The 20,126-nt window shown below is 69.0% G+C and carries 19 protein-coding genes; 6 read left to right on the top strand and 13 right to left on the bottom strand.

What is annotated here, in order from left to right:
* Positions 1-38 precede the first annotated feature (38 nt).
* Entirely contained in the window at positions 39-1,277 is a 1,239-nt protein-coding gene (locus SFB74_RS02025; RefSeq protein WP_432728998.1) for a flavin-dependent oxidoreductase, read from the top strand.
* A gap of 44 nt (positions 1,278-1,321) precedes the next feature.
* Positions 1,322-2,299 carry a Bug family tripartite tricarboxylate transporter substrate binding protein gene (locus tag SFB74_RS02020; protein WP_432728997.1) on the top strand — a complete coding sequence of 326 codons (978 nt, stop codon included), beginning with the start codon at positions 1,322-1,324 and terminating at the stop codon, positions 2,297-2,299.
* A gap of 41 nt (positions 2,300-2,340) precedes the next feature.
* Here SFB74_RS02020 and SFB74_RS02015 read toward each other — a convergent pair whose 3' ends face one another.
* The 13 genes from SFB74_RS02015 to SFB74_RS01955 form a co-directional block, all read right to left on the bottom strand.
* Positions 2,341-3,084, bottom strand: a complete 744-nt coding sequence (locus SFB74_RS02015) for a GntR family transcriptional regulator (protein WP_432728996.1) — start codon at positions 3,082-3,084, stop codon at positions 2,341-2,343.
* 29 nt (positions 3,085-3,113) lie between these two features.
* Positions 3,114-3,803, bottom strand: coding sequence for a cysteine hydrolase family protein (locus tag SFB74_RS02010; protein WP_432728995.1), 690 nt, complete (start codon positions 3,801-3,803; stop codon positions 3,114-3,116).
* 259 nt (positions 3,804-4,062) lie between these two features.
* Positions 4,063-5,652, bottom strand: a complete 1,590-nt coding sequence (locus SFB74_RS02005; protein ID WP_432728993.1) for an ABC transporter ATP-binding protein — start codon at positions 5,650-5,652, stop codon at positions 4,063-4,065.
* A 5-nt stretch (positions 5,653-5,657) separates the two neighbouring features.
* Complete coding sequence (gene biuH / locus SFB74_RS02000) at positions 5,658-6,350, bottom strand: biuret amidohydrolase (protein ID WP_432728992.1); 693 nt, start codon at positions 6,348-6,350, stop codon at positions 5,658-5,660.
* A gap of 5 nt (positions 6,351-6,355) precedes the next feature.
* Positions 6,356-7,279, bottom strand: a complete 924-nt coding sequence (locus SFB74_RS01995; RefSeq protein WP_093301315.1) for an ABC transporter permease — start codon at positions 7,277-7,279, stop codon at positions 6,356-6,358.
* Positions 7,276-8,343, bottom strand: a complete 1,068-nt coding sequence (locus SFB74_RS01990; RefSeq protein WP_432728991.1) for an ABC transporter permease — start codon at positions 8,341-8,343, stop codon at positions 7,276-7,278. The genes SFB74_RS01995 and SFB74_RS01990 overlap by 4 nt, the downstream gene beginning before the upstream one ends.
* Positions 8,344-8,362: 19 nt before the next feature.
* A complete protein-coding gene (locus SFB74_RS01985; RefSeq protein WP_432728990.1) occupies positions 8,363-9,487 on the bottom strand; it encodes a BMP family ABC transporter substrate-binding protein in 1,125 nt (374 codons plus the stop codon).
* A gap of 53 nt (positions 9,488-9,540) precedes the next feature.
* A complete protein-coding gene (gene hpxZ, locus SFB74_RS01980; protein ID WP_432728989.1) occupies positions 9,541-9,927 on the bottom strand; it encodes an oxalurate catabolism protein HpxZ in 387 nt (128 codons plus the stop codon).
* Positions 9,924-10,757, bottom strand: a complete 834-nt coding sequence (locus SFB74_RS01975; protein ID WP_432728988.1) for an ABC transporter ATP-binding protein — start codon at positions 10,755-10,757, stop codon at positions 9,924-9,926. Before SFB74_RS01975 ends, hpxZ begins: the two co-directional genes overlap by 4 nt.
* A 123-nt stretch (positions 10,758-10,880) precedes the next feature.
* Positions 10,881-11,708, bottom strand: a complete 828-nt coding sequence (locus tag SFB74_RS01970) for an ABC transporter permease (RefSeq protein ID WP_432728987.1) — start codon at positions 11,706-11,708, stop codon at positions 10,881-10,883.
* A 5-nt stretch (positions 11,709-11,713) separates the two neighbouring features.
* Complete coding sequence (locus SFB74_RS01965; RefSeq protein WP_432728986.1) at positions 11,714-12,721, bottom strand: ABC transporter substrate-binding protein; 1,008 nt, start codon at positions 12,719-12,721, stop codon at positions 11,714-11,716.
* A 12-nt stretch (positions 12,722-12,733) separates the two neighbouring features.
* Positions 12,734-14,470, bottom strand: a complete 1,737-nt coding sequence (gene atzF, locus SFB74_RS01960) for an allophanate hydrolase (RefSeq protein ID WP_432728985.1) — start codon at positions 14,468-14,470, stop codon at positions 12,734-12,736.
* A gap of 136 nt (positions 14,471-14,606) precedes the next feature.
* Positions 14,607-15,470 carry a M48 family metallopeptidase gene (locus tag SFB74_RS01955; RefSeq protein ID WP_432728984.1) on the bottom strand — a complete coding sequence of 288 codons (864 nt, stop codon included), beginning with the start codon at positions 15,468-15,470 and terminating at the stop codon, positions 14,607-14,609.
* Positions 15,471-15,529: 59 nt separating this feature from the next.
* On the opposite strand from SFB74_RS01955, the gene SFB74_RS01950 reads away from it, so the two are divergent.
* The 4 genes from SFB74_RS01950 to SFB74_RS01935 all read left to right on the top strand — a co-directional run bounded on the left by SFB74_RS01950 (position 15,530) and on the right by SFB74_RS01935 (position 20,016).
* Positions 15,530-16,912, top strand: coding sequence for an AmpG family muropeptide MFS transporter (locus tag SFB74_RS01950; RefSeq protein ID WP_093206865.1), 1,383 nt, complete (start codon positions 15,530-15,532; stop codon positions 16,910-16,912).
* Positions 16,913-17,110: 198 nt separating this feature from the next.
* Positions 17,111-18,313 carry a beta-ketoacyl-[acyl-carrier-protein] synthase family protein gene (locus SFB74_RS01945; protein WP_432728983.1) on the top strand — a complete coding sequence of 401 codons (1,203 nt, stop codon included), beginning with the start codon at positions 17,111-17,113 and terminating at the stop codon, positions 18,311-18,313.
* On the top strand, positions 18,310-19,176 hold the full coding sequence (locus SFB74_RS01940) for a beta-ketoacyl synthase chain length factor (protein ID WP_432728982.1): 867 nt from the start codon (positions 18,310-18,312) through the stop codon (positions 19,174-19,176). The genes SFB74_RS01945 and SFB74_RS01940 overlap by 4 nt, the downstream gene beginning before the upstream one ends.
* A 117-nt stretch (positions 19,177-19,293) precedes the next feature.
* Entirely contained in the window at positions 19,294-20,016 is a 723-nt protein-coding gene (locus tag SFB74_RS01935; RefSeq protein WP_432728981.1) for a response regulator, read from the top strand.
* Positions 20,017-20,126: the final 110 nt, after the last annotated feature.

The raw sequence follows: 20,126 nt of genomic DNA, 5'->3' as shown, positions 1-20,126 counted from the left end.
CGGGCCGAGACAGGAACGCATCGCAACGACCGATCATCATGAGCAACGAAGTCATCATCCTTGGCGCCGGCATCGGCGGCCTGACCCTCGCGCTGAGCCTGCACCAGGCCGGCATTCCCTGCCGCGTGTACGAAGCCGTGCCCGAGCTGAAGCCGTTGGGCGTGGGCATCAACCTGCTGCCGCACGCCGTGCGCGAACTCACCGAACTCGGGCTGCTGGAGGCCCTCGACAAGGTGGGCGTGCGCACGCAGGAAGCGGTCTTCTTCTCCGAGCACGGCCAACTGGTCTTCCGCGAAGCCGCGGGCCAGCACGCGGGCTACGACTGGCCGCAGTTCTCCATCCACCGTGGCGACCTGCAGACGGTGCTGTACGAAGAGACGCTCAAGCGCCTCGGCCCCGACAGCGTGGTGTGCGGCCGCCGCTGCACGCACGTGGAGCAGGCCGCGGACGGCGTCACCGTGCATTTCGCAGATGCGCCACCAGTGCGCGGCGCCGTTGCCGTGGGCTGCGACGGCATCCATTCGGCCCTGCGCAAGCAGCTCTATCCGAACGAGGGTGCACCGCGCTACTCGGGCGTGAACATGTGGCGCGGCACCGCGCGCTGGAAACCCTTTCTATCGGGCGGCAGCATGGTGCGCGCGGGCTGGCTCTCGGTCGGCAAGATGGTGATCTACCCGATTCGCGACAACATCGACGCCGAGGGCAACCAGCTCGTGAACTGGGTCGCCGAGATCCACGCGCCGCAGCCCGCCATGCGCGACTGGAGCCGCGCGGGCCGCCTCGAAGACTTCCTGCCGGCTTTTGCCGACTGGCATTTCGACTGGCTCGACGTGCCCGCGCTGATCCTCGCCTCCGACACCATCCTCGAGTACCCGATGGTCGACCAGGACCCGCTGCCGCGCTGGACCCATGGCCGCCTCACGCTGCTGGGCGACGCCGCGCACCCGATGGTGCCGCGCGGCTCCAACGGCGCGGGGCAGGCGATCATCGACGCGCGCTACCTCGCGGGCGCGCTGAAGAAGACGGGCGTCGGCACGGCCGCGCTCGAAAACTACGACCGCGTGCGCGTCAAGGCCACCACCGAGGTGGTGCTGACCAACCGCAGCAACCCGCCCGACGCCATCCTGCGCGAAGTGTTCGAGCGCTCGGGCGGCAAGCGCTTCGAAAGCATCGACGAGGTCGTGCCCGTCGCCGAGCTGCAGGCCATCTCGGACAACTACAAGCGCGTGGCCGGCTACGACCCCGCGGCCCTGAAGGCCCGCGCTTCCTACCTTTGAACCTGAACAGGCAACCCACAGAAGAACACGGAGACAGACAGACCATGCGCTCGCTGATCAAGAAGACCCTCGCCACCCTGCTCGTCGCTGCCAGTACCGCGACTGTCGCCACCAGCGCATTCGCCTGGCCCGACCAGCCCATCACGCTGGTGGTGCCCTACACGCCCGGCACCGGCATCGACCTGGTCGCCCGCCAGCTCTCGGCCCGCCTGCCCGCGAAGCTGGGCCAGCCGGTGATCGTCGAGAACGTGGCAGGTGCCAGCGGCAACATCGGCAGCGAGCGCGTGGCGCGCGCCAAGCCCGACGGCTACACGCTGCTGGTGCAGGTCAATACGCTGGTGATGAACCGCAGCCTCTACCGTTCGCTGAGCTACGACCCGGTGGCCGACTTCGCGCCGGTGTCGCTCACCTCGTGGGGCACGCTGCTGCTGGTGACCAACCCGAACGTGCAGAAGGTGTCGTCGGTGCAGCAGATGGTGAGCGCAGCCAAGGCGGAGCCCGGCAAGCTGACCTACGCCACGCCGGGCGTGGGCACGCCGCACCACCTCTCGATGGCGCTGCTCATGCAGGGCACGGGCACCGAGATGCTGCACGTGCCCTACAAGGGCACCGCCGGCGCAGTGACCGACCTGCTCGGCGGGCGCATCGACTACATGTTCCTGCCGGTGCACGTGGCGCTGCAGCACATCCAGGTCGGCAAGCTCAAGGCCATTGCCACCGGCAGCGGCAAGCGCCTGCCGCAACTGCCCGACGTGCCGACGCTGGCCGAAGCCGGCGTGACCGCAGACAACGTCGACATGTGGTACGGCGTGCTCGCGCCCAAGGGCACGCCGCCGGACGTGGTGGCGCGGCTCAACAAGGAGATCGCGGCGGTGCTGAAGCAGCCCGAGGTAGCGAAGTCATTCGAGTCGCAGGGCATGGTGCCGGCGAGCTCGACGCCCGCGGAGTTCGGCTCGCTGCTGAAGAAGGATGCCGACCGCTGGGCGGGTGTCGTCAAGCGCGGCAACATCACTGCAGACTGATCGGCCCGCCCCGTTGCGCCTGAACTCGGGGGACTTCCCGGTCAGCGCGCAGTCGAGGCCTTCCCCGCGTGCCGCGCCAGATGCACCTGGTGCAGCGTGATCTTGCGCACCTCGGCCTGGCTGGTCTCGATGTGCGCGCGCAGCAGCATCGCGGCCTGGTCGCCGCGGTTCGCTCGCACAGCCTTCAATATCTTGGCGTGTTCGTCGTAGGTGGCGTCGATGCGCGGCTGCTTGGTGAAGTCGAGCCGGCGGATGATGCGGATGCGGTCGGTCACGTCGCCGTGCACGCGGGCCATCTCGGCATTGCCGGCGGCCGCCACCAGCGAGCAGTGAAAGGCCTCGTCCCATTGCGCCACCTGCGCCATGTCGGCACTGCGCTGCGCCGCTGGCACGAGCCAGATGTCGGCCAGCGTCTCGAGCAGGCCTCGATCGATGTGGCGATCGGTCTCGCACAGCCGGTGCACTGCGGTGGTCTCCAGCACCATGCGCAGGTCGTAGAGCTGCTCGAACTGGTCGAAGTCGAAGGGCAGCACGCGCCAGCCGCTGCGGAACAGCACCTCCACGAAGCCCTCCTGCTGCAGCCTGAAGAGCGCCTGCCGCACCGGCGTGCGCGACACGCCCAGCCGGTCGCTGATCTCGCTCTCGGTGAAGCGGTCGCCCGGCACGAGGATGAAGTCGGCCACGTCGCGCTTGAGCTGCGCATAGACCTCGTCGGCCCGCGTGCGGAAAACGGCCGCATCGGCGGCGGCAACGGGAGTCTCGGGGTGGGTTCGGGCAGTAGACACGTTGAAATGGTAGTCGCAGGGCCGGGGCGTCAGGAAAAAGCAGAAGAAGAGGAGCGACCATCCAGCGCCGCGAGCAGCGCGGCACCCGGCGCAGTCCACCCCACGATGCCGCCCTGCGCGCGCACCATCTCGAGCGTCGCCGCCTTGAACGCGGGGAAGTAGCTCTCGGTGCAGTCCTCGAGCAGCAGGCTGTCGTAGCCGCGATCGTTGGCCTCGCGCATGCTGGTCTGCACGCAGACCTCGGTCGTGACGCCGCCGAACAGCAGGTGAGTGATGCCGCGCGCCTGCAGCAGCTCGTGCAGGCCCGTGGCGTAGAAGGCACCCTTGCCTGGCTTGTCGATCACGATCTCGCCCTCGACCGGCGCGAGCGCCTCGATGATCTGGTTGCCCGGCTCACCCATCACGAGGATGCGCCCCATCGGCCCTTCGTCGCCGATGCGCAGCGTGGGGTTGCCGCGATTGCGCTTGGCCGGCGGGCAGTCCGAAAGATCGGCCTTGTGCGCCTCCCGCGTGTGCACCACGAGGCCACCCGCCTCCCGCCATGCTTCCAGCACGGCTTTCGTCGCAGGGACGATGGCCTCCAACAGCGAAACGTCGTTGCCCAACGTCTCGCCGAAGCCGCCAGGTTCGATGAAGTCGCGCTGCATGTCGATCAGCACGAGCGCGGTCCGATCAATGTCGAACTCGTAGGGGAACGGATTGGCCAGTGCTATGCGCATGCTCGTCCTCATGTGTTTCCAAGGCTGCGGCAATCACTCCACGACCAAGCCCGGCGGGTGGCACGGCGCGGTCGCCCCCTCTGTGCCGCCGAGGAGCGCAGCGTTTCGCGGACAAGGGCTCGCAGCTGTCTGAGCGAAGCGAGTTCTGCGAGACCCCGCGAAACGCGAGCACCGCAGGGGAGCCGCGAAGCGGCCGGCATAGTGGGGGCGGCCGCGCCGTGCCGCCCGCCGGGCGCTCTCGAGACGACAGCAAGAGCACTCATGCGACCACCTCGTGATGCCCGCCACCCATATGCGCCCCGATCACATGCCGCTCGGCTCCGGAAGCCGAAGTCTCGAACACGATCCGCCCTTCGCTCATCACCACGATCCGATCCGCCAGCTCGAGCAGCTCGTCGAGGTCCTCGCTGATGAGTAGAACGGCCCCGCCCTTCTCCCTCACCTGCACGATGCGCGAATGGATCTCCGCAACGGCCGCGAAGTCCAGCCCGAACACCGGATTCGCTGCGATCAGCACATTGATGTCGCCCGCCAGCTCGCGCGCCAGCACCGCGCGCTGCACGTTGCCGCCCGAGAGGCTTCGAATCGGCGCTCCCTCGCCCCGCGTCTTCACGCCGTATTCGGCGATCCACTCGCGCGCGCGGCTGCGCCAGTACGGAAAGCTCAGCACGCCGCCGCGCGACAGGGGCGGCTGGTCGAAGTCGCGCAGCGCCATGTTCTCCGCGACGCTGAGATCGCCGACGCATGCATTGCGCAGCGGCTCCTCCGGAAGACTGCGAACCTTGAGCTCGCGGTTCTCGGCGCGATGCGCGGCGTAGGGCCGTCCCATCACGCTGACCTTGCCCGCCAGGCGCGGACGCTGCCCGACGAGCGCCTCCACCAACTCGCGCTGCCCGTTGCCGGAAACGCCGGCCACGCCGAGGATCTCTCCGGCGCGAACCGACAGGCTCAGCTCGTGCAGCGCCAGCGTGCCGCGATCGCCCTGCGCCTTCAGCCCCTCGACCTTCAGCGCAACCGGCGCGCCAACGGCCACCGGCTTCCTGTCGACCGGCCCCTGCGCCGGCGACGAGGCGACCTGCTCGCCCCCCATCATGGCCTGCGCCAGTTGCGCCGGACTGGTATCGGCCACGCGGCAATGGTGCACCGCCTTGCCCCGCCTGAGCACCGTCACGCTGTCGGCATACGCCATCACCTCGCGGAACTTGTGCGTGATGATCAGCACCGTGCACAACCCGCTGCGCGCGAACTCGCGCACATGGCCCAGCACCTCGTCGGCCTCCTGCGGCGTGAGCACCGAGGTCGGTTCGTCGAGGATCAAGAGGCGCGGCTTCAGGTACAGCTGCTTGAGCAGTTCGAGCTTCTGCTTCTCGCCCGCAGCGAGCTCCGAAGGCCGCACGTCGAGATCGAGGCTGAACGGCGTGGTCGCCAGAAAGGCTTCCAGCTCCGCACGCTTGCGCTTCCAGTCGATCAGCGCCGGCGTCTTGCCGCCCGCGAGCAGCAGGTTCTCGGCCACCGTCATGCCCGGCGCCAGCGTGAAGTGCTGGTAGACCATGCCGATGCCCAATGCGCGCGCCACGATCGGGTTGGCGATGTCCTGCTCGCGCCCGTCGATCAGGATGCTGCCCTCCTCCGCGCGCTGGAAGCCGGCCACGCATTTCACCAGCGTGCTCTTGCCCGCGCCGTTCTCGCCTAGCAGTGCGTGCACCGTGCCGGGCTCCACGCGCATCGTCACGCGATCCATCGCAGTGAAGTCGCCGAAGCGCTTGGTGAGCTCGTAGGTGTCGAGCGCGAGCGCGCCGCTGCCCGCGGGCAGGCCGCCGATCGCGTGGGGGGAAGACGCGGCGCCCATCGCGGTCAGCCGAGCGCGGCCAGCAACGCCTGCGAGCTGGCATGCGCGCCGAACACACCGCCCTGCATGGTGATCATCTTCAGCGCCGCAAGGTGGTTGCCATGGTCGGTGGCGGCCGTGCAGTCGGACAGCAGCAGGCACTCGAAGCCCCGGTCGTTGGCATCGCGCATGGTGGTGTGCACGCACACGTCCGTCGTGATGCCCGCGAGGATGATGTTCTCGACGCCGCGCGTGCGCAGGATCAGCTCCAGGTCGGTCGCATAGAACGAGCCCTTGCCGGGCTTGTCGATCACCACCTCGCCCGGCAGCGGCGCCAGCTCGGGAATGATTTCCCAGCCCGGCTCGCCGCGCACCAGGATGCGACCGCAAGGCCCGTCGTCGCCGATGCCCACGCCGTTCGCGCCGATCTGCCGCGAGCGCCAGCGCTTGTTGGCCGGCAGGTCGGCGAGGTCGGGCCGATGGCCCTCGCGCGTGTGGATGATGTGATAGCCCAGCGGCCGCAGCGCCGCCAGCGTGCGCGCGATCGGCTGGATGGGAGCCTGCACCAGCGAGAGGTCGTAGCCCATCACGTCGACATAACCACCCTTGCCGCAGAAATCGGTCTGCATGTCGATGACGATCAGCGCCGTGTTCTCGGGGCGCATGTTGGCGTTGTAGGGCCAGGCGTAAGGCTCGGCGGCGACGGTCTTTGTCGTCATGGCAATCAGTTCCTTGTCGATGAGAGTTCGCCGGGGCTGCCGGCGGCGGCACTGCCCGGCCTGCACGTGAGCACGAGGATCACCAGCGTGAGCACATAGGGCACGGTGTTGAAGAGGTGATAGCCCCAGCCGATGCCGATGGACTGCAGCGCCGGCCCGATGGCACCCGCGCCGCCGAAGAGCAGCGCCGCGCCCACGCAGCGCAACGGACTCCAGCGCGCGAAGATCACCAGCGCCACCGCGATCAGGCCCTGGCCGCTGGAGATGCCCTCGTTCCAGCTGCCCGGATAGAACAGCGTGAGCGACGCGCCGCCGAGGCCGGCAATGAAGCCGCCAGCGGTGGTGGCCGCGATGCGCAGGCCCGAGACCGAGTAGCCGAGCGCGCGCGTGGCCTGCGCCGAATCGCCCGCCATGCGCACCAGCAGCCCGGCGCGCGTGCGCGCAAAACCCCACCACAGCAGCACAGCGAGCGCCACGCCCACGGGCACCAACGCATTGAGCTGCAGGGCGGAGCGCACCACCGGGTTGTCGCTCCAGAAGCCCAGCGGAATCGCGGGAATCTGCGGCGCCTGCGGCTGGATCAGCGGCTTGCCGAGGTAGAAGGCCAGCCCGGTGCCGAGCAGCATCAGCGCGATGCCGGTCGCCACGTCGTTCACGCGGTCGAGCGAGCACAGCAGCCCGTGCAGCAGCGCGAGCGCTGCGCCGGCCAGCGCGCCGATCAGCACGCCGAGCCACGCGGAGTCGGTGAGATAGGCGCCGCCGAAGGCCGCCATGGCCGACAGCACCAGCACGCCTTCGAGCCCCAGGTTGATGCGCCCCGACTTCTCCGTGAGGCACTCGCCCAGGCTCACGAAGAGGAACGGCGCGCCCACGCGCAGCGCACCGCCGACGATGCCGGCGAGCAGCGCGATCCACTGGTCGGCCGTCATGTGTAGCTCCTGGCTTCGGGCAGCATGCGATCGCCGAACTTCTTCCAGTCGACGGTGCGCAGGCCCTCGCTCGCGAGAATCAACACGAAGGCGATGCCCTGCAGCACCAGCACCGATGCATCGGGCAACCCGACGCGCCGCTGCAGCAGGCTACCCGCCGCACCGAAGCCGCCGAACAGGATGGCCACCGGCACGATGGCCACCGGGTTGTGCCGCGCGATGAACGACACCAGGATGCCCGCGTAGCCGTAACCAGCGATCAGCGAGGCATTGGCGTTGGTGTGCACCGCCGCCACCTCGATGGCACCCGCCAGCCCGGCGCATGCGCCGCCGAGCCCGCAAGCCGAAAGAATGAGCCGCGTCGCCGGCAGCCCCACGAGCTGCGCGGTACGCGGATTGCCGCCCACCACCCGCACCGAGAAGCCCGAGGCCGTGGCGCGCAGCCACCACCCGAGCCCCAGGCAGGCCACCACGCCGATCACCAGGCCCCAGTGCACGTCGGAGCCGCCTATGCCGCCGATCAGCAGCCCATCGTTCAGCGCGTAGGTGGAAGGCTTGTTGAGGCTCGCAGGGTCGCGCAGCGGCCCTTCGACCAGATGCTTGAAGAGGCCGATGGCGATGTAGGCCAGCAGCAGGCTGCTGATGGTCTCGTTGATGCCTCGGTACTGGCGCAGCCATCCCGCGAGCACGATCCACAACGCACCGGCGACGGCACCCGCGATGCACACGATGGCCGTGCCGATGGCGTTGCCGGGCAGCGGCACCGCGTGCGCCAGCGCCGCACAGGCCAGCCCGCCCAGCACCAGCGCACCCTCGCCGCCGATGACGATCAGCCCCGCGCGCGCGGGCAGCGCAACGCACAGCGCGGTGAGCATCAGCGGCGCGGCGCGCTGCAACGTGTTCTGCCAGGAGAACCAGTCGCCGAACGCGCCCTTGAACAGCGTGGCCCACACCTCCACCGCGTCGATGCCGGCGAAGGCCACCACCAGCCCGAACAGCAGCAGCGCCGCCGCGATGGCGAACACCGGCAGGGCCAGTTCCTTGAAGAGCGCGGGGCGCAACATGTCGTCGACGGAGTGAAGGTCAGACGCCGCCCACGACGCCTTCGACGAGGTAGTTCATCTTCTCGAGCTCGAGGTCGGTCTGCTTCAGGACCTTGCCCGCGGGCACCACGACCGCGCCCTTGTTGTCCTTGATAACGTCCTTGAAGATGTCGAAGCTGCCCGCGATCATCTTCGCCTTGATCTCGTCGGCATGCTTCTTCGCGGCGTCGGGCACCATGGGGCCGTAGGCCGACATCTTCACGTAGCCCTCCTTCAGGCCGCCGCGCAGGAAGTTGGGATGCGGCTTGCCGCTCTGCGCGGCCTCGATGGCGGTCTTGTAGGCAGTGAGCCAGTTCCATTCGGCACCCGTCAGGTAGGCGTTGGGCGCCAGCTTGGCCTGGCTCGCGTGATAGCCGCAGACCATCTTGCCGCGCTTGGCCGCCGTCTCGACAACCACCTTGGGGCCGTCCACGTGCATGGTGAACACGTCGCAGCCCTGGTCGGCCAGGCTGTTGGTGGCCTCGGCTTCCTTCACCGCCATCGACCAGTCGCCCGTGAAGATCACGCTGCAGGTGATGTTCGGCTTGACCGAGCGCGCGCCGAGCGTGAAGGCGTTGATGTTGCGCAGCACCTGCGGAATGGGCTTGGCCGCGACGAAGGCGATCTTGTTGCTCTTCGTCATGTGCGCGGCGATCACGCCGTTGAGGTACTGGCACTCGTCGATGTAGCCGAAGAAGCTGCCGACGTTCTTCGGGTGCTTGCCTTCGGTCCAGAGCCCACCGCAGTGCGAGAAGCGCACGTCGGGGTTCTTGGGCGCCACCGCGAGGATGTGCGGGTCGAAGTAGCCGAACGAGGTGGGAAAGAGCAGGCCCGCGCCGTCCTGCGAGATCATGCCGGCCATGGTCTTCTGCACCGCGGCGGTCTCGGGAACGTTCTCTTCCTCGATGACCTTCACGCCCGGCAGCTTCTTGATCTCGGCGGCGGCCATGGCGTGCGCCTGGTTGTAGCCGTAGTCGTCGCGCGCGCCGACGTAGATCACGCCGACGGTGAGCGGCTTGGGCTTGGCTTGCGCGCTCGCGAGTGCGCTCCAGCTTCCCAGGCTGCCGGCCGCGCCTAGCGCGGCAAGGGTCTTGAGCGAATCGCGGCGGTTGAATTGGCTGGTCATGGCTTTCTTCTCCGTTACAGGTTGAGGTGCAAAAAACGTGCCCTTGCCGGGGCTCAGCCGAGCAGGCTCACGTGGGCGGCGACCACGCGCCAGCCTTCGGCCGTGCGCATCCAGGTCTGGCTCTGGCGGCCGGTCTGGTTGCTGCCGCTGCCTTCGCGGCAGAACTCGACGTTCGCGGTCGCGAAGTCGCGGCCGTAGGTGGTGATGACGGTGCGCAGCAGTTCGCGCGGCGGGCTCTGCACGGGCAGCGAGGCGCGGAAGGCAGCGATGTCGGCGTGGCCGTAGTGGTTCTCCGAGAAGCCGTAGCGCAGCGTGTGCGGGCTGTTCCAGAAGAGCTCGTCGAGCGTCGCGCGGTCGTTGCCGACCAGCGCGGCCTCGTAGCGTGCGAACACGGCCTGCACTTCAGCCAGCACCTCGGGAATGTTGATCTCGGGCGTCACCGGCGGACCTCGCGCTGGAAGATGTCGAGGCTGAGCTTCTTGGTCGCGACGAAGCTTTCAGTGCTCAGCGTCTCGACGGTGCGCGGGCGCGCGTCGCCGTAGCGCAGGATCTCGGCGACTTTGGTGGGCCGCTTGGTGAGCAGCAGCACCTCGTCGGCGAGGTACACGGCCTCCTCGAGGTCGTGCGACACCAGCAGCATGGTGGTGCCGGTCTGCATGAACACTTCCTGCAGCTTCTCGCGGATGAAGAGCGTCATCTCGAAGTCGAGCGCCGAGAAGGGCTCGTCGAGAAACAGCACCTCGGGGCTGGGCGCGAGCGCGCGCATGATCGACGCCGTCTGCTGCTGGCCACCCGAGAGCTCGTAGGGAAAGCGCTTCAGGTCGAACTTCACGTCGAAGGACGCCACCAGCTCTTCCATGCGCCGGTCGACCTCGGCCTTGCTGCGCCCTTCGAGCTTCAGCGGATAGGCGATGTTGTCGATGGTGCGCATCCACGGGAACATCGCCTCGCGGTAGTTCTGGAACACGTAGCCGATCTTGGTGTCCTTGCGCTGCTTGCCGTCGAACAGGATCTCGCCCGAGTCGATGGGGATGAGCCCCGCGATCATGTTGATGAGCGTGGACTTGCCGCAGCCGTTGGGGCCGAACACCGAGACGATCGCGTGCTTCGGGATGTCGAGATCGAAGTTCTCGTACAGCGGCCAGCCCGCGAAGTACTTGGTGAGCCCGCGGATCGTGATGTGCGTGCCTGCCGGGCCGGGCCTGAAGGCAGGCTTCGGAACGTCGGCGTATACCGGGCCGTTGATGACGATGTCAGTTGAAGCTCGCATGGATGCGCTCCTGTCGGGATCTTTGCGTGAGCTGCCGCGGAACCGGCTTTGCCGGGCCGCAGGCAGCGCCCCTTCGCAGGGGGTTGGCGGCTACGCGTAGCGAGCAAGCCTGGGGGTGGTCCATTACCTTCCGCTCCAGTGCACGATGCGACGCTCGGCGATCAGGAAGAGGATGTTCAGGGCGTAGCCCAGCGCGCCTGCCGCAAGAATGGCCGCGTACATGCTCTTCACGTTGAGCACCTGCTGCGCGTCGATGATGCGATGGCCCAGCCCCGTGTCGGAGCCGATGAACATCTCGGCCACGATGACGATCACCAGCGCCATCGACACCGCCGAGCGCAGGCCCACGAAGCTGGGCTGCAGGCTTTCCCACACGAGCACGTCCTTGAAGATCTGCCAGCGCGAGGCGCCCATGACGCGTGCCGCCATCACGCGCTGCTTGCGGGCGTTGATGACGCCGTAGGCGCTGTTGAACACCACGATGAGCAGTGCGCCGAAGGCCGCGATGGCGACCTTGTTGACGTCGCTCACGCCGAAGATCAGCAGGAACAGCGGGATGAGCGCGGACGACGGCGTGGAGCGGAAGAAGTCGATCAGGAACTCCACGCTGCGGTACGCCTTCTCGTTGCTGCCGAGCAGCACGCCCAGCGGCACGCCGACGACCGCCGCGATGACGAAGGCCTGCACGGTGCGCCACACGGTCATGGCGAAGTCGGTGAGCAACGGGCCGCCGGCCAGGCCGGTGATGAGGGCGGCGATGGTGTCGGCGGGCGTGGGCAGAAGAATCGGCTTGATGAAGCCGAGCCGCACCACCAGGTCCCAAACGATGAAGAGCACCGCCGGACCGATGAAGGGCAGCATACGCTCGCGCAGCGGCGGCTTCGGTGCCGCGGTGGCAGCACTTGCCGACGGGGTCCACGGCGCGGCCGTGGTCGTGCTTGCTTCGGCCATGGTCGTCAGCCTTTGTAGAGCAGGCCGTCCACCGCGACCTTCTTCTCGAAGATGCCTTTCTCGGTGAACAGGTCGTAGAACTTCTGGAAGTACGCGACGTCGCTGGGCTTGAACTCGTTGTAGAGCATGTACGACGCGAGCGGCACCTCGGCCGTGAGCTTGCCCTCGATGGCGGTGTAGCCCTTCATGAACTGCCGTGCCTCGTCGGGCTTGCTGCGCACCAGCTCCACGCCGCGCGCGTAGGCGGCGATGTACTTCTTCGCGATCTCGGGGTTCTTCTTGATGAACTCGCTGGTGAGGCTGGCCGCGCCGCCGTGCCAGGGCGCCATCGGGTCGCCGAGGATGTATCTGGCGACCACGCCGGCCTCGACGACGCGCGTGGTGCCGTTCATGCGGCCCACCGTGCCGGTGGGCTCCAGCGTGTAGCAGGCGTCGACCTGGCCCGCGACCAGCGCGGCCACGTGCTGGCCGATGGGCAGTTCGCTCACGGTCGCGCCCTTGGCGCCCGCGCGCTCCAGCATGGTCTTGCACAGCGTGACGTTCTGGATGCCGGGGCCCGAGGCGACCTTCTTGCCCGCCAGCTCGGCCACGCTCTTCACGGGGCTGTCCTTGGCGACGATGAATTCGTCGAGCACGTACTTCGCGTTGCTCGGGTTGGTGCAGAAGATCTTGAACAGGCCGGGCTGCGCGATCTCGCCGATGGCGAGGTTGGCCGAGCCGGTGCCGTTGGCGCTGCCGTCGCAGCGGCCGGCGAGCATGCCTTCCATCACCTGCTGCGCGCCGGCGAACTTCAGCGGCTCGACTTCGAGGCCGGCCTCCCTGAAGTAGCCCTTGTCGACCGCCGCGAAGAACGGCAGGCCGGCGGCCACCGGCCAGAAGCCGATGCGCAGCTTCGTCGCCGCGCCCTGCGCGCGCACGATGGCGGGCGCGGCCAGCACGGCCAGCCCAGCGGCGCCGGCCTGCAGCAACCGGCGTCTTTGGCGTGCGGCGGAAGAGTCTTGTTGAATGCTCATCGGAACTCCTGATCAGTTGGAACTCGGGGTGGCCAGGCTCGCGACGTAGGCGCGCCAGCCGCCGTGATGGGTCACGTCCTGCGCGCCGGCCAGTGCATGGCCCTCGCAGATGAAGCCCTTCACCCAGCTGCCGTCGGCCAGCTCGACGCTGCCCAGCCCCAGCGGAGCCGGGATGAGCGCGAGAAAGCTGCCGACCTGGGCGAGCGGCACGGCCCACACCTCCAGCGCGATGGCGGCACCGCCTTCGTCTGCCCCGACGGCCACGCGCCGCAGCCCGGGCTTGGGGGGCACCGTGCCCGGCAATGCATGCAGCCGGTAGAAGGGCGAAGTCGTTGTGGCACGCAGCAGCGTCGCGCCGCGCTCGGTGAGCTGGCCGTTGAGCGGCATGCCCGAGAGATGCGCGCCGACCACCGCGATGGGCAGCAGGCCGGCGCCCGGCGCGGCGAGCCCCGGAATGGCGCGCGGCGCGGGCAGCGGCTGGCCGGTCGCGCCCTGCGCGAGACCGGTCGCGTGGTGATAGCGCTGGCCCAGCTCGGCCAGCGCGAGATCGCTGCCGCAGGGGCCGATCAGCGTGATGCCGAAAGGCAGGCCATCCGCGCGCAGGCTGCTGGGCACAGAGAGCGCGGCGTAGTCGAGCAGGTTGACGAAGTTGGTGTACGCGCCGAGGTTGCGGTTGAGCACCACGGGGTCGGCGCGCATCTGCTCGCGGGTGTAGTGCGTGGGCGCGGTGGGCACGAGCAGCACGTCGATGGCGCGCCACATCGGCTCGACCTTCTGCGCGATGGCGCGCAGGCGGGCCTGGGCCTCGAACACGTCGGCGGCGTCGTAGTCGCGGCCGCTCGCGAGGATGCCGCGCACGGGCTCGATCACGTCGCCTTCGTGCGCGTCGAAGAACTCGCGCACGGCGGCGTAGCGCTCGGCGACCAGCGCGCTTTCGTAGAGCATCGCGGCGGCTTCGGCGAGCGGCGCGTAGGCGATGGTGACGGGCGTGCCGCCCATGGCGAGCAGCCGCGCGACCGCGTCGCCGAATGCCTGTTCGGCGGCAGCGTCGCCGAAGAAGCTCAGCCTGTCGGGCACGCCGAAGCGGAAGCGCGCGGGCAGCGGCTCGCGGCGCAGGTCGATGTCTCTCGAATACGGGTCGCGCGCGTCGTGGCCCGCGGCGGCGAGCAGCACGTCGACCGCGGTGGCGACGGTGCGCGCGAAGATGGAGACGCAGTCGGCGCTCTGCGCGGCAGGCACCACGCCGAAGGCGCTCAGCAGGCCGCGCGAAGGCTTGATGCCGACGATGTTGTTGAGCCCGGCGGGCACGCGGCCCGAGCCGGCGGTGTCGGTGCCGAGGGCGAAGTCGGCCTCGCCCGTGGCCACCACGTAGGCCGATCCCGAGCTGGAGCCGCCCGACACGTAGCGCGCGTCGAAGGCATTGGGCACCTCGCCATAAGGAGAGCGGGTGCCGTTCAGGCCGCAGGCGAACTGGTCGAGGTTGGTCTTGCCGGCCAGCGATGCACCGGCTTCGAGCAGGCGCTGCACCACGGCTGCGTGCACCTCGGGCAGGCGCTCGAAGGCCGGGCAGGCGGCGGTGGTGGGCACGCCGGCCACGTCGATGTTGTCCTTGACCGCGAAGCGCAGCCCGGCGAGCGGCAGGGCGAAACCCAGCGCCTCGCCGGCCTTCGCATGCGCCAGCGGCGATGCGAACCTGGCGATCCAGGCGGCTTCGGGCGATCCGCTTTTCGGGTTTTCTTCATGCACCATCTTCAGGCATCCAAACATGTGTACAAGTTGAGATGCAAGCGGCATGCCAACGGCGACGCGAGGTCGCGCTGGTCAGGAATGACGGAGGGAATTCACTTCCGCCCCTCTGGATATGAGAGGGGTGGAACCGGGCAGGTCAGCTCTTCCTGGCGTCGCGGTAGAGCTTTTCGACCTTCGGCAGGTTCGCTTCCAGCTTGGCGATGCGGTCCGGCCCGCTCGGGTGCGTCGAGAGGAAGTTCAGGCCGCCCTGGTTCTTCGACGCCGTGGCCATCTTCTTCCACAGCGACACCGACGCCTGCGGGTCGTAGCCCGCGCGCGCCGCGAGTTCGAGCCCCACGAGGTCGGCCTCGGTCTCGTCGCCGCGGCTGAACTTGAGCGTGATGAGTTGCGTGCCGGCGCGCGCGGCGAGGTCGCCGACCTGCCCCCATCCGAGCAGCTGCGCACCGATGGAGAGCGCCGCGCCGGTGCCCGCGCTCTTGGCCATGCGGGCGCGGGCGTGCTCACGCAGCGCATGGGCCATCTCGTGGCCCATCACCATCGCGACCTCGTCGTCCGTGAGCTTGAGCTGCTCGAGAATGCCGGTGAAGAAGGCGATCTTGCCGCCGGGCATGCAGAAGGCGTTGATCTGCTTGCTGCCGATCAGGTTGACCTCCCACTTCCAGTCGCGGGCGCGCGAGTTCCACGGCGTCGCGAAGGGAATGAGCCGCTTGGCGATCGCGCGAAGGCGCTGCAGCTGCGGATTGCTCTCGCCCGCGAGCGCGCCCTTGGCGCGTGCCTGCTCGAGCAGCTGGCCGTACTGCTGCACGCCGGCCGCCTCGATCTGGTCCGCCGGCACCAGGTTGCGCGCCACCGAGGCCCTGCCCACGTCGACCTGCGCCAGGGCCGGCCTTGCAAGGGCAGCACTGGCCGCGCCGGCCGCCGCCAGCAGGAAGGCACGCCTGGGGTTCCAGCCGGAAGCGGCGGACGGGATGGAAGCGGGGAGATCGCATCGTGTGCACATAGGAGCGGGATCATAGGAACAAATGAAGACAAGAAGGCCGGGAACCCGGGGCGTCGCTCATGGACAATCCGGGGCACATGTCCGCCTCGCCCGCAGAAACCCCCACGCCCCCCTCTCCGCCCTGGCGCGACGCGCTGAAGGTCTACCTGGAACCCGCCACCCTGCGCATGCTGGCGCTGGGCTTCTCGGCGGGGCTGCCGCTGCTGCTGGTGCTGGGCACGCTGAGCTTCCGGCTGCGCGAGGCGGGCATCGACCGCACCACCATCGGCTACCTGAGCTGGGTCGGGCTGGCCTACGGCTTCAAGTGGGTCTGGGCACCTCTGGTCGACCGGCTGCCGCTGCCGCCGCTCACCACGCTGCTGGGGCGCCGCCGCGGCTGGCTGCTGCTGGCGCAGTGCATGGTCATCGCCGGACTGGCGGGCATGGCGGTGAACGACCCGCGCCACGGGCTTACGCCGCTGGTCTGGTGTGCGCTGCTGGTGGCCTTCGGCTCGGCCACGCAGGACATCGCGCTCGATGCCTTCCGCATCGAATCGGCAGAGGCGCGCAAGCAGGCAGCGCTGGCAGCGGCCTACCAGACGGGCTACCGGCTCGCGATGATCTGGGCCGGTGCCGGCGTGCTGTGGGTCGCGGCCTGGGCCGAGGTGGCGCCCGCCGTGGCAGCCACGGGCGCCGCCGCCTACCAGAACGGCGCCTGGAAGACGGCCTACCTGGTCATGGCGGCCTCGATGGCCGTCGGCGTGGTCACGGTGCTGCTGTCGCCCGAGCCGGTGCCGGGCGCCCTGCCCAAGGCCCGCAGCGCCGCCGAATGGCTGCGCAACGTGCTGGTCGAGCCTTTCGCCGATTTCATCCGCCGCTACAAGTGGCAGGCGGTGCTGATCCTTTCGCTCATTGCCATCTACCGCATCAGCGACGTGGTGATGGGCATCATGGCCAACCCTTTCTACGTGGACATGGGCTTCACCAAGGACCAGGTGGCCTCGGTCAGCAAGATCTACGGCGTGATCATGACGCTGGTGGGCGCCTTCGTCGGCGGCGTGCTCTCGATGCGACTGGGCGTGATGCGCGTGCTGATGCTGGGCGCGGTGCTCAGCGCCGCCAGCAACCTGCTCTTCGCGTGGCTGGCCACGCGCGGGCACGACCTGACGGCGCTGATCGCGGTGGTCTCGGCCGACAACCTCGCTGGCGGCATCGCCTCGGCGGCCTTCATCGCCTACCTGTCGAGCCTCACGAACATCAGCTATTCGGCCACGCAGTACGCCCTGTTCAGCTCGCTGATGCTGCTGCTGCCGAAGTTCCTGGCCGGCTATTCGGGCGCCTTCGTCGACGCCTACGGCTACAGCAGCTTCTTCGTCGGCACCGCGCTGCTGGGCGCGCCGGTGCTGGTGCTGGTGGCGCTGGCCTCGCGGCTGACGACCACAAGCCCCCAGGGCCGTCAATAGGGGTCTACAGGGCCTGCGCCTTATAGGAAACGGCCGACGCTGCACGGGCCGCGCAACTGGTAGGCTGTACCGGTATACATTCGTTTCCTTCGAAATTTCTTTCAATCTCCTTTCCTCGCCGGCGCGCCCTTTCCGTTCTGCTTGCCTTCCCCGCGCGCCCATCGTCCGCCTGACCGACAGCCCAACACCTACAAGATCGTGCCGTCCCGAATTTCTCCTCTTCAAATAAGTGCCTACACGGCCACCTGCGCCGTCGGTGTCGGCAAGGAAGTGCTGGCCGACGCGCTCGCGCAGTCGCGCAGCGGGCTGCGCGCCAACGACTTCGGCGACGCGCCGCTGCCCACCTGGATCGGCCGCGTCGACGGGGTCGAGGAGGTCCGGCTCCCCGAATCGCTCGCGCAGTGGGACTGCCGCAACAACCGGCTGGCCTGGATGGGCCTGCAGGCCGACGGCTTCCTCGAGGCCGTGGCCGCGGCGCGCGAGAAGTACGGCGCCTCGCGCATCGCGCTGGTGCTGGGCACCTCCACCGCCAGCATCGGCGAGACCGAACTGGCCTACACCCAGCTCGACGCGCAGGGCATGTTCCCGCCCGACCAGCGCCGCGCCGCGGTGCACACGCCGCATTCGCTGGCCATGTTCGCGCAGCAGCTGCTGGGCATCAGTGGCCCGAGCGAGACCATCTCCACCGCCTGCTCGTCGAGCGCCAAGGTGTTCGCCTCGGCCGAGCGGCTCATTCGCCTGGGCCTGGCCGACGCGGCGGTGGTCGGCGGGGCCGACACGCTGTGCGGCAGCGTGCTCTTCGGCTTCAACTCGCTCGAACTGGTGTCGAGCGAGCCGTGCCGGCCTTTCGATGCCGCGCGCAAGGGCATCAGCCTTGGCGAGGCCGCGGGCTTCGCGCTGGTCGAGCGCGTGCAGACCGGCGCCGATGCCGCGCCGCTGCTCCTGCTGGGCTACGGCGAGGCCAGCGACGCGCACCACATGTCGACGCCGCACCCCGAGGGCCTGGGCGCCGAGCGCGCACTCGACGAGGCACTGGCGCGCGCCGGCCTCACGCCCGACGCCATCGACTACATCAACATGCACGGCACCGCGAGCCAGAAGAACGACGAGGTCGAGGGCGCGCTGGTGGCGCGCCGCTTCCCGGCACGCACGCACGCCAGCTCGACCAAGGGCTTCATGGGCCACACGCTGGGCGCGGCGGGCATCGTCGAAGCCGTCATCAGCCTGCTGGCGATCGAGCGCGGCCTGATGCCGGGCACCGTCAACACCCACACGCTGGACGAAGGCTTCGGCCCGCAGATCCGGCTCGAGCCCGCGCGCGGCGAAGTGCGCTACGCCCTCAGCAATTCCTTTGGCTTCGGCGGCAACAACTGCTCGCTCGTTTTCGGCAAGGCGGCATGAACGACATGAACCAGGCCGCACCCAAGCCCCCCACCCTCTACATCGAAGGCCCTGCCTTCTGGACGCCCACCCTGCCCGGCTGGGACGCCGCGCGCGCCGCCTTCCGCGGCGAAGGCACGCTGACCGATCCGCCCGCCAAGCGGCCCTCGCCGCAGGTGCTGGCGCCGGCCGAGCGCCGCCGCGCGCCCGACACCGTGGCGCTGGCGCTCGAGGTGGCCGCCGCCGCCCTCGCCGGCTCCGGCCGCAACGCGGCCGACGTGCCTTGCGTGTTCACGTCGGCGCACGGCGACCTGTCGATCAACGACTACATGTGCAGCACGCTCGCGAGCGATCCGAAGGGACTGTCGCCCACCAAGTTCCACAACTCGGTGCACAACGCGGCCGTGGGCTACTGGACCATCGGCACGGGCTGCATGGCGGCCAGCAACGCGGTCTCTGCCTACGAGCACAGCTTCGCGTCGGGCCTGCTCGAAGCTGCCGTGCAATCCGCCTGCGACCAGGAACCGGTGCTGCTGGTGGGCTACGACGCCCCCACCGTGGGCGCGCTGACTTCCGTCACCGACAGCCGAGGCCTGCTCGCGGTGGCGCTGGTGATCGCCAGCGAGCCGAGCGAGCGCACCGTCGCGGCGCTCGACTGGTCGCTGGTCAGCGAAGGCGGCACGGCTCCTGTGGCCACGCAGCCGCGCTCCGAAGCCGCGAAGTCGCTGGCCGAGATCAACCCCATGGCCCAGTCGCTGGGTCTCTTCGAATCCCTGGCACATCTCGATGACGGCAATGGCGACGGCGCGGGCATGCCGGTCGACCTGCCACTTTCCGCGTCCCTGTCGCTGCGGCTGCAGTTGCGGCCGCTCGCGCGGGGCTGAGCCCACGGCCACTGCAACCGGCGCTATGCTTTTCGCAGCATGGCCGGTTGACAGGGGTTGCCGAGGTTTACCCAACTTTACGGAGCGTTCAAGCCCGCTTGCTCCCGGTGGACGACCATGAAGCGCATGAGCACCCCCCAACTCCTGATGATCGAAGACGACGCCCGCCTGGCGCAGATGGTGGGCGAGTACCTGACGCAGTCGGGCTTCGCGTTCAACCATGCCGGCGACGGCGCCGCAGGGCTCGAGCAGCTGCAGCAGCACGCGCCCGACCTGGTGATCCTCGACCTGATGCTGCCGGACACCGACGGGCTCGAAGTCTGCCGCCGCATCCGCGCGCTGCCCGGACCGCTGTCGAAAGTGTCGGTACTGATGCTGACGGCCAAGGGCGACCCCATGGACCGCATCATCGGCCTGGAGATCGGTGCCGACGACTACCTGCCCAAGCCCTTCGAGCCGCGCGAGCTGCTGGCGCGCATCCGCGCCGTGCTGCGCCGCCGCGCCGAGAGCGTCACCGAGGCCGAGGCTTCGTCGGTGATGCGCTTCGGCACGCTGGAAATCGACCGCAATGCGCGCACCGTGTCGGTGGGCGGCGCGGTGGCCGACCTCACCTCCTACCAGTTCGACCTGCTGACGGCGATGGCCGAGCGCGCGGGCCGCGTGCTCACGCGCGACCAGATCATGGAAGCCGTGCGCGGCCGTGAACTGGAAGCCTTCGACCGCTCCATCGACGTGCACATGGGTCGCATCCGCGCGGCCATCGAAGTCGACGCGAAGAATCCCAAGCGCATCCTTACCGTGCGCGGCGTGGGCTACGTCTTCGCCAAGCAGCAAGACTAGAAATGTCTGCCCCCCGGCTTTTCACTCGCTTCGCTCCGTGTAATTCGCCACCCCCCAAGGGGGAGGCGCGGCTCGCCTTGGGGCGGCCCGGCGGCGGCCGCATCGCAACA

Origin of the sequence: Variovorax xiamenensis (genome assembly GCF_050916385.1) — a bacterium.
GTDB lineage: Bacteria > Pseudomonadota > Gammaproteobacteria > Burkholderiales > Burkholderiaceae_C > Variovorax.
Note: the sequence above shows the minus strand (reverse complement) of the source record. Positions and strands in the feature narration are given on the sequence as shown.